9 protein-coding genes are annotated in these 9,731 nt (G+C 36.7%); all 9 read left to right on the top strand.

Annotated elements, in window-relative coordinates; all coding sequences use genetic code 11:
- Window positions 1-936: isopeptide-forming domain-containing fimbrial protein (locus tag PCORN_RS16650; RefSeq protein WP_149024410.1), on the top strand; the 936-nt coding region annotated here is incomplete at its 5' end.
- A 598-nt stretch (window positions 937-1,534) separates the two neighbouring features.
- On the top strand, window positions 1,535-1,819 hold the full coding sequence (locus PCORN_RS16645) for a hypothetical protein (protein WP_036082666.1): 285 nt from the start codon (window positions 1,535-1,537) through the stop codon (window positions 1,817-1,819).
- Entirely contained in the window at window positions 1,806-2,225 is a 420-nt protein-coding gene (locus tag PCORN_RS16640) for a Crp/Fnr family transcriptional regulator (protein ID WP_036082664.1), read from the top strand. Before PCORN_RS16645 ends, PCORN_RS16640 begins: the two co-directional genes overlap by 14 nt.
- Before the next feature lie 119 nt (window positions 2,226-2,344).
- Window positions 2,345-6,061, top strand: coding sequence for an Ig-like domain-containing protein (locus PCORN_RS16635; RefSeq protein WP_036082662.1), 3,717 nt, complete (start codon window positions 2,345-2,347; stop codon window positions 6,059-6,061).
- Window positions 6,062-6,135: 74 nt separating this feature from the next.
- Entirely contained in the window at window positions 6,136-6,276 is a 141-nt protein-coding gene (locus PCORN_RS19535) for a hypothetical protein (RefSeq protein ID WP_159102635.1), read from the top strand.
- A gap of 35 nt (window positions 6,277-6,311) precedes the next feature.
- Window positions 6,312-7,334 carry a hypothetical protein gene (locus PCORN_RS16625; protein WP_036082658.1) on the top strand — a complete coding sequence of 341 codons (1,023 nt, stop codon included), beginning with the start codon at window positions 6,312-6,314 and terminating at the stop codon, window positions 7,332-7,334.
- Between the two features lie 655 nt (window positions 7,335-7,989).
- Window positions 7,990-8,247, top strand: coding sequence for a hypothetical protein (locus PCORN_RS16620; protein ID WP_036082655.1), 258 nt, complete (start codon window positions 7,990-7,992; stop codon window positions 8,245-8,247).
- A 50-nt stretch (window positions 8,248-8,297) separates the two neighbouring features.
- On the top strand, window positions 8,298-8,681 hold the full coding sequence (locus PCORN_RS16615) for a helix-turn-helix domain-containing protein (protein WP_036082653.1): 384 nt from the start codon (window positions 8,298-8,300) through the stop codon (window positions 8,679-8,681).
- A gap of 120 nt (window positions 8,682-8,801) precedes the next feature.
- Window positions 8,802-9,608, top strand: a complete 807-nt coding sequence (locus PCORN_RS16610; protein WP_036082650.1) for a toxin Cry1Ac domain D-VI-related protein — start codon at window positions 8,802-8,804, stop codon at window positions 9,606-9,608.
- Window positions 9,609-9,731 lie beyond the last annotated feature (123 nt).

The raw sequence follows: 9,731 nt of genomic DNA, 5'->3' as shown, positions 1-9,731 counted from the left end.
ACAATGACCGTGACAACAACCATCAAAGAAGGCGTAACAGATGAGCAGTTGGCACCATTTATCAAAGACGGTGGGATTCCAAACCAAGCAGACCTAGCGTTCGGTAACGAAGGCGACATGATCCAGTCAGAAATCCCAACCGTAACACCACCACCAGTCAATCCAGAAATCCACAAAGACATCGAGGGTGTACAACATGTAGATTTAGCCAACCGCAACGATGCTTTTGACTGGAACGTCCACACGGCATTTGGTAACCAAACAGCAAGCTGGAACCAAGCGATTATCACAGACCAAATCAACAACCTACTAGCGATCCAAAACATCCAAATCACCGATGAAAACGGCAATGATGTGACAGAAAACGGCACGATCACGGAAGAAAATAACTTAATTACCTTCACAATGAACAAAAAAGATGATAGCTTTGCGTATCTTGCAGGCCACACCTACACGATGACTGTTACAACAACGATCAAAGAAGGCGTAACAGACGAGCAGTTGGCACCATTTATCAAAGAAGGCGGGATTCCAAACCAAGCAGACCTAGCGTTCGGCAACGAAGGCGACAGCATCCAGTCAGACATCCCAACGGTAACCCCACCAACACCAGCAGTACCAGTTCAAGAAACACCAGAAAATCCAACGACACCAGCAACACCAGAATCTCCAGCGAAAGTAACACCAGTACCACCAACTAAAGAAACGCCAGTTAACAAAGAAAACCCAACAAAAGAAGGCAGCAAGACACCAGAACAACCAGAAAAAACACCAGAACTGAAAGTGACAGAGAATAAGGACAAGGACAACACACCAGCATCTACAAGCTTCCTACCAAGTACAGGTGACGCATTAGAGTACATCTGGATTCTACTTGGCGCAGCGATCCTCTTCATTCTAGGAGCAGTAGTTGTAAGACAACGTAGAAAAGCGTAAGTTGTATAGGAAAAGAGTTTGGTCCCCGTGCATGCGAAAGCTAGCGTGAGGATCAGACTTTTTCTATGTACTATCTATCCCAAATAGAAGCTTAATTTGTCTAAAATATGTCTAAGGGAACATAAGTAAGTAAAAGGAAGCGGAATAATCACGATAAAGTACTGATTTTAAAGGCTTTTTTATAAAAAAACTTTTTTTCACAAAAAAGGTATAAAATTTTACGTTTTATAAAATTAAAATCCTATATTATTGAATTATAGAGCGGTACGAAAAGTAAAAATAACTTAATATAGTGCATATTTTTGCAAGAATCAGTTGAATGAGGGGTATTTTCCCATTAAAATTTCATTCATTCATTCCTCTACAACAAAGTAAACAAAGACACAATTTCGTAATATCTTTTACAAATTAATAAAGTGTTCCAGTTACTTGATACGATTACTTTCTAATCATGAATAACAATGACTTCTGATTTCTAGAATATTTGAGGGTTAAGATAATACAAATTTTAAGTAATAAATCTTAAAAAAAAAGCTGTTCTTTGTTAAAAATGCTTAGGCTATAATAAATTAAGTAATCTAGGAAGGGGATGAGAACAGTGAATTATCTAGATGTACATGAGTTGCTGATGAAAGAGGGGAATATCCTTCAATTTGTCCTTGCTTCAGATCCGCTATTTCATAACCATAAAGAAAAACTTATATTGGAAAAAGGCGAGATGATAAATCAAAGAGATAGTCAGTATATTTACATCTTAGAGTCTGGAATACTAGCACAACTAATTGGTGGAAATGATGTTAGAAGACAAATTATCTGTACTTCATTTTTAACAGCAGATAATATTATTTTAAATAAAAAGTTTTCACAAAATGAAAAATTTTGATTTCTCAGCAATTACAAGAACTGCGTTGGTTCGAATTGATACGAGTATTGTTTTAGAAATTTTAGAGAAAACACCATTTTTTACAGATGTATTGCTTGAAATTATACATGATTTAAACCAACGCGAATATACATTTTCCTCACAGTTTCAGTATCAAATAAAAGACAGAGTTATTTTACTACTCAAAAAGTTAGCTCTGGATATGGGTATCAAAAATGGAGCCAAGTATGTACTACCAAGAGGAATTACTAGTTACTATATAGCTGCCTATTGTGGTTGCACGAGACAGAGTGCGATTAAAATATTGAATCATTTAGAGGAAGAACAGTTAATTAGATATAAACATTGCCCCATTGAGATATTCGATATTCAAGGACTTTCAAATATATCTTTAGAAATAGTATAAATATTGGAATATTCCCTATTTTATTCAAATGAAAGGAGTGATCTTTATATAACGGCACTAAGTTAGAACTAATTCAAACGAGACGAAAACTAGAGATAAGAAAGTGGGAGAAATTTTACATGAAATCAAAACAGACAAATTATCAAAATGTTTTATCTACAAAAAAGATGAAACAAACAGCTAAGGCTTTATTAGTCGCTACCGTTGTGGCGAGTCAAGTATTTACAGTATTACCAACGAACATCTTTGCAGCAGAGGCGAGTGGCGTTACAGAAACAACAAACGTGCCATCAGCAGAATCAGTAGCAAGCGAGATTCCACCAGTATCAGTACCTTTAGCGCTTGATGAGGGCACTACGGAAAATAGAGAAGTCGCTAACACATTTGAGGAGTTTAAAAGATACGCAGAATCAGGTACTGTAAATGTTATTGAATTAGGTAGTGATTTTCAGTTTACAAGTGATGTAACAGTAAATAGTAATATGCGTATTGAAGGTCAGGGTCATAAATTGAGTCTTGCTGGAAAACGTATGATAATGAAATCTACATCTATTATTGATATTCAAGATGTAGAGTTAACTAGTACAGCTATTGCAATGTTCCAAGCCGCTAGCGGTGCAGCACCAACCTTAAATATCATTAATAATGTTAAAGTAAATGGTTTTATAATGGGTGGTGCTGGTAAACTAGCAATGTCTATAGATGGTGCAAATAACAGCTTTATTAGCCCAGCAAATGAGGCTATTGAGGTAGATGAGTTAGAAATTAAAGATGGTGCACGAATAGATACCTTACAAGCAAAAAATACAGCTATTAATATTCGTGCTAAAGGAGCTGCAAGTATTGGCGCTAACTCGTACATTGACATGTCGTCTGATACAGGGTATGCATTTGATGCCTTATCAAGTGCTTTAGTAATAGGCAAGAATGCAGTTATTAAGTCAAAATCTAAATTTGGAACTTTACGTGCAGCAACTCTAGTCGTTGGGAACGGCGCAGATCTTGATTTAGCTTCTGGTGATAGAGGTTATGGAATTTACGTTGCAGGTAACATTACAATTGGAGATGATGTTAAGTTAAAAGCAACTGGAGCAGGAACTGCAGTTTATTCTGTTGGCACTGGATCAACCATTAACATAGGTAAAAATGCCGCCATTGATATTACAAGTGATAGTGGTTATGGGATTTATAGTAACAACACTATTGCATTCAGCGATAATACTTCTTTCAATTTAAAAACAAAGTTATCTGCTATCTATGCTGTGGGTGGTGGTGGTGTTCAATTTGGAAAGGATTCTAATATTGATATCACAAGTACTGGTGGCTTTGGAATTTGGACTAATGGTGGAATTAAATTCAGCGATAATACTTCTTTTAAATTAAAAACACAGAGCTCTGCTATCTATGCTATTGGAACCGGTGGTGTTCAGTTTGGAAAGGATTCTAATATCGATATCGCAAGTGATGGTGGTTATGGAATTTATAATGGCGGTAACGTTACATTCAGCGATAGAACTTCCCTTAAATTAAGAACAGCGTTAACTGGTATTTATGTTAGTGGTTCTGGTGGTGTTCAATTTGGAAGTATCTCGAATAAACAAAAAACTGAAGAGGATAAAGTTAAAATTGATATTGAGGCAACTAGTGAATACGGTATACTTTCATACGGTCCAGTAGTGTTCGGTGATGACTCGGATGTCATGATTAAATCTGTTAATAGCGCTATTTATGGAGTTGGTGCAGCACGTGTTAATTTTGGAGCATACACAGATGCCAAACTTTTATCATCAGTTGGTCGAGGTGTTTGGTCAGGTGGGACGATTATTGGCGACAATGCAAATATAAGTATTGATTCCGCTAACGCTGGTATTGATAATAATAACGCTAATGGTGAAGGATTGTCTACAGGAAATAACGTACTCTTAAAAATAAATACATCAGGAAATTATAACGGTATATTGACGCAGCAAAATATTAACTTTGGAGAAGCTAATACAGTAGATATTACCTCGTTATCAGGAAATGCAATCCGTACAACAGTAGGGAGTGTAGTAAAAGTTAGCCCTAATTCTTCAGTAACATTGAGAGCGCAAAATGGTTTATTTCAAGATGGCGGTGCAGCAGCGGCATTTAACGTTGGTACAGGATCTACAGTGAAAATAAATGCATCTCAGGATGGAATTAATACAACTGGTTCGACAACGTTTAATCCGTCTACAAAAGTAAATATTCAAGCAGCAACTGGCGGTGGGAATTATGCTGCGATTAACGCGCATGGTGTTATTACTTTTAATAAAGATTCTATGGTTTACGCAGAGACACTATCAAACACATCGACTTCTGTATTCAACCTCACTGGTGGGCCAAGTTCGAAACTAGTATTAAATAGTCCTAAGTATATAGATTTCCGTCAACAAAATCTTAAAAATGGCCATATTGTCAAAGGCTATGGAAATGCGGCTGAAAGTGTTCAATCTCGTGTTGAAATCAATAATGTGCCGAAACTATATACTTGGTTAGGAGAAGGTGTCAGTTGGTCAGCAACTCCAAATAATGAGTTTAACAACATTGCAGCAGGTAGAATTCCATTGGTAAACGTAGTAGGTTCAAAAGTTGTAGGCTTTTATAGTGGTACACCATCAGGTATCGAAGGATTCAGCCTATTCGATTACTCACGAATTTCAACCGTAGCTGAGAATACCATTGCACGTCCAACTCTAGATGCAGTTTATACAACAACAAAAACAGTAACAGGAACAGGCGTACCAGGAAATGAAATCGTCCTAACATTACCAGATGGCAAAATTGTGAGAACAACAGTAGGAACAGATGGTAAATGGTCTATCGCAGTACCAGCAGGAACGGTACTTGTTAAAGACAAATCGATTACTGTATATCAAACAAATGGTGTTACAGATAGCCTAACAGCAACAACAAAAATCGTTGAAGATCTTCAAGTACCAGTTGCACCAACTGTTGATAAAGCCAAAGCAGGCGATACAACGTTAACTGGTAAAGGCGAACCAAACGCAGAGATTACAGTAACACTTCCAGACAACACAAAAGTAACTGGTAAAGTAGAGGCGGATGGTACTTTCAAAATCACTGTACCAGCTCTAACAGCAGATACAGAACTTAAAGTGACACAAACAGGGCCAAACGGTAAACCAAGTGATCCAACAGTAGTCAAAGTTGCATCAAACGAAAAACCAGTTATCACAGCTACAGACAAAACAATTAACGTGGGCGATACGTTCAACCCATTAACAGGCGTAACAGCAACTGACAAAGAAGATATCGACTTAACATCAAGCATCAAAGTCGTGAAAAACACAGTAGACACAACAAAAGTAGGAACTTATTCTGTTGAGTACTCTGTGACAGACTCAGATAAAAATACAACAACAAAAACAATCACAGTAACAGTAACACAAGCTGATCTTGTACAAACAACTATTAACGCCCTTACAACAGATTCGGTGTCTGCTTCAGGGAAAGCAGAACCAAATGCAGCAATCGTGGTGAAAGCAGGCTCGACAACAATTGCAACAGGAACAGTAGGATCAGACGGTAACTATAGCTTGACGATTCCAAAACAAGCAGTAGAAACAGTTGTAACAGCAACTGCTACGAAAAATGGTAAGACATCAAACGCTTCAACAACAGTTACTCAAGAAGCCGCAGAAAAAAGCGTGAAAGATTTATTCAATAATGGTGACGTGACAGGAACTATCAAAGATACAACAGATCAAGCAGCAATTGATAAAGCACAAAAAGATGTCGATGCTGTCAAGGATCCAACGAAAAAAGCAGAACTACAAAAAAAATCTAGATGAAGCGCAAAAACAATTAAACGATCGAAATGCAGCAGCGGAAGAGAAAGCACGCCAAGAAGCCGCAGAAAAAAAGTGTGAAAGACTTATTCAATAATGGTGACGTGACAGGAACTATCAAAGATGTAACAAATCAAGCAGCGATTGATAAAGCGCAAAAAGTCGTTGATACTGTAACAGATCCAAACGAAAAAAGCAGAACTACAAAAAAAATCTAGATGAAGCGCAAAAACAATTAGACAATCGAAATGCAGTGTTAGATGCCCCAACGATTGATAAATATACGTATTTAGATAGCTATGTAACAGGTAAAGTAAGCGCTGGAACAGCAACAGTATCTCTTTACGTGAATGGTGTTCGTGTGAAACGTGCAACACCAGATGCTTTAGGTAATTACAAATTTGACGCATATGGCTTAGGCTTAAACACCGGTGTCACTTTCGAAGTACGTCCTGTAGATGCAAAAGGTAAAGAAGGAAAAATAGCAACAGCGACAGTAGCAGGGAAAGATGATCTTTCAAATCTTTTGAAAGCAAATGATGCAGGTATTTCAACAGCAACAATCACAGGAACAGTAGGTAGTGGCATTGATAGTGTTCGCCTATCTATTGGTGGTGTCATTGTAAAAGTAGGCCAAATCACCAACGGGACATACAGCATTGCAACAAACGGTCTTATCAAAGAAGGATCTAAGGTAGAAGTCGTAGGATATAGTGGAAAAGTAGAAGTAGCTCGTGTGAAGGTCAACATTATAAACGATGAAAAACCAGTTCTTGACCCATTAACAGTAGACGATGATGTCATAAAAGGCCATGTAACAGCAGGATCAGCCACTTCTTTCCGTGTAAGCATTGGCGGAGTAGCAGTGAAAACAGGTACCATAGCAGCAGACGGAACGTTCCAATCATCTATTGGTAAACAAGCATTAGGAACAGAAGTGAAGATTGAAATCAAAGACGCAAATGGATACAACGCATTGCGCGTTGCTACTGTTAAAGTTACAGAATCAGCTGTTGCGAAACTAGATGCGCCGACACTAGAACGTATGGATGGTAACTACATCATTGGTACAGCAGTAAAAGGAACAGAAACAGTGGTTATTTATGAAGGCGGCGTTGCAAAACGTACGATTTCAGCAGCACAAATGACAACAAATCCGGATGGTAGCCTATCATTCCGTAGTTATGTAGCACCAGGTACGACAAATGTTCAGGCAACAGCAAAGAATAGTGATAAACGCATGAACAGCGAATTATCAGCAAAGTTTGAGATATAAGTTTTAATGGGGCTATAGGGAATCAATGTATTTTGATTCCCTCCTATTTTATATTTCTGTCAAATGAAAGAAATATACATGAACCAATTTCATAAGTCACTTTTTATTCGAAATTAGACGAATCCAACCAATTACTTCATAATTAGAAGCTTAATTTGTCTAAAATATGTCTAAGGAAATATAAGTAAGTAAAGGAGAGAGGAATAAGCACGATAAAGTGCCGATTTTAAAGGTTTTTTTATAAAAAAATAATTTCAAAAAAATGAAAAAAGGTATAAAATTTTACGTTATATAAAATCGAAATCCTATATCATTGAATTATAGAGCTCAATACAAAATAAAAATGACTTAACATAGCGCATATTTTTTAAAATACTCACTTGAATGACGGGGATTTCCGTATTAAAATTTCTTTCAATCATTCCTCCATACCAAAGTAAACAAAGACACAATTTCGTAATATTTTTTACAGATTAATAAAGGGTTGAAGTTACTTGATACGATTACTTTCTAATCAGCAATAACGATGACTTCTGATTTCTAGAATATTTGAGGGTTAAGATAATACAAAATTTAAGTAATAAATCTTAAAAAAAAAGCTGTTCTTTGTTAAAAATGCTTAAGCTATAATAAATCTAGGAAGGGGATGAGAACAGTGAATTATCTAGATGTACATAAGTTGCTGATGAAAGAAGGTAATATCCTTCAATTTATCCTTGCCTCAGATCCGTTATTTCATAACAATAAAGAAAAACTTGTATTGGAAAAAGGCGAGTGGATAAATCAAAAGGATAGTCAGTATATTTACATCTTAGGATCAGGAATATTAGCACAACTAATTGGTAGGAATGATGCTAGGAAGCAAATCATCTGTACTTCGTTTTTAACAGAAGATAATATTATTTTTAAATAAAAAGTTTTCGCAAAACGAAAAAATTTGATTTCTCTGCAATTACAAGAACTGTGCTGGTTCGGATTGATACAAGTATTGTTTTAGAAATCTTAGAAAAAACACCATTTTTTACAGATGTATTGCTTGAAATTATACATGATTTAAACCAACGCGAATATGTATTTTCAGCACAATTTCAGTATCAAATAAAAGATAGAGTTATTTTACTACTTAAAAAGCTAGCTCTAGGGATGGGTATCAAAAAAGGAGAAAAGCATATACTTCCAAGAGGTATTACCAGCTATTATATAGCTGCCTATTGCGGTTGTACGAGGCAGAGCGCGATTAAAATATTGAATCATCTAGAGGAAGAACAGTTAATTAGATATAAACATGGCCTCATTGAGATATTCGATATTCAAGAACTATCAAATATAGCTTTAGAGACAGTATAAATTTTGGAATATTCCCTATTTAATTCAAATGAAAGGAGTGATCTTTATATAACGGCACTAAGTTAGAAACTAATTCAAACGAGACGAAAACTAGAGATAAGAAAGTGGGAATTAAGAGACATGGTTAGAAAAAATATGAAAAAAGTAATTAGCACATTGGCGATTGCCTCCATTCTAGGAACAACCGTTGTAACACCGTTGAATGTTTTATCAACAAAAGGTTACGCTGCGGAAGAGGTGCATGTTGCATCAGAGACTGCTGGAATTAGTAACCCTAATTTATTTAATACATCACTTGAGAGAGACATTAATAACACATTTAAATATTGGAGTTTTACCCCAAATGGACTCAACTTTTCCGGTGCTACCCCTAATAAAGTAACTTCGAATAGTGGTGCTAGGGTGGAGACTACGGGAGAAGGAAACTTAAGTATGTCTCACCCAATTGGTGAGTCTAACCTTTCCGCATATCAAATTATAAGTACAGAAATTGGCAAGGAATATTCTATTTCTGCAGACTATTCACAAGTTGGTTATCAGAATGGCCCCTTGAGATTAACCGCAACTACGATAGGCATTTCTCTTATTGGTCAAGCAGACTTCGGTGGTGCATCTGGTTTTGCGAAATTGACATTTATAGCTAAAGATACCTCAACAAGGGTTGGAATTTCAATTATGGCGCCAGGCAGTCGCTCAGTACGAAGCGCGATTCTTAATAATATTACTCTTGTCAAAACTGGCGATCAAATGGCGAAAGATGGGTTAGAAGCAGCGGAAACAAGCGTGAAAGATCTATTCAATAATGGTGACGTGACAGGAACGATTAAAGATACAACAGATCAAGCAGCGATTGATAAGGCGCAAAAAGCCGTGGATGCCGTGACAGATGCAACGAAAAAAGCAGCCCTACAAAAAAAATCTAGATGAAGCGCAAAAACAATTAAACGTTCGAAATGCAGCAGCGGCAGAAAAAGCACGCCAAGAAGCAGCGGAAGCAAGCGTGAAAGATCTATTCAATAATGGTGATGTGACAGGAACGATTAAAAGATA

Source organism: Listeria cornellensis FSL F6-0969, from assembly GCF_000525855.1.
In the GTDB taxonomy this organism is placed as follows: Bacteria; Bacillota; Bacilli; order Lactobacillales; family Listeriaceae; genus Listeria_A; species Listeria_A cornellensis.
The sequence above is the reverse complement of the archived record's forward strand: the minus strand, read 5'-3'. Positions and strand labels throughout refer to the sequence as shown.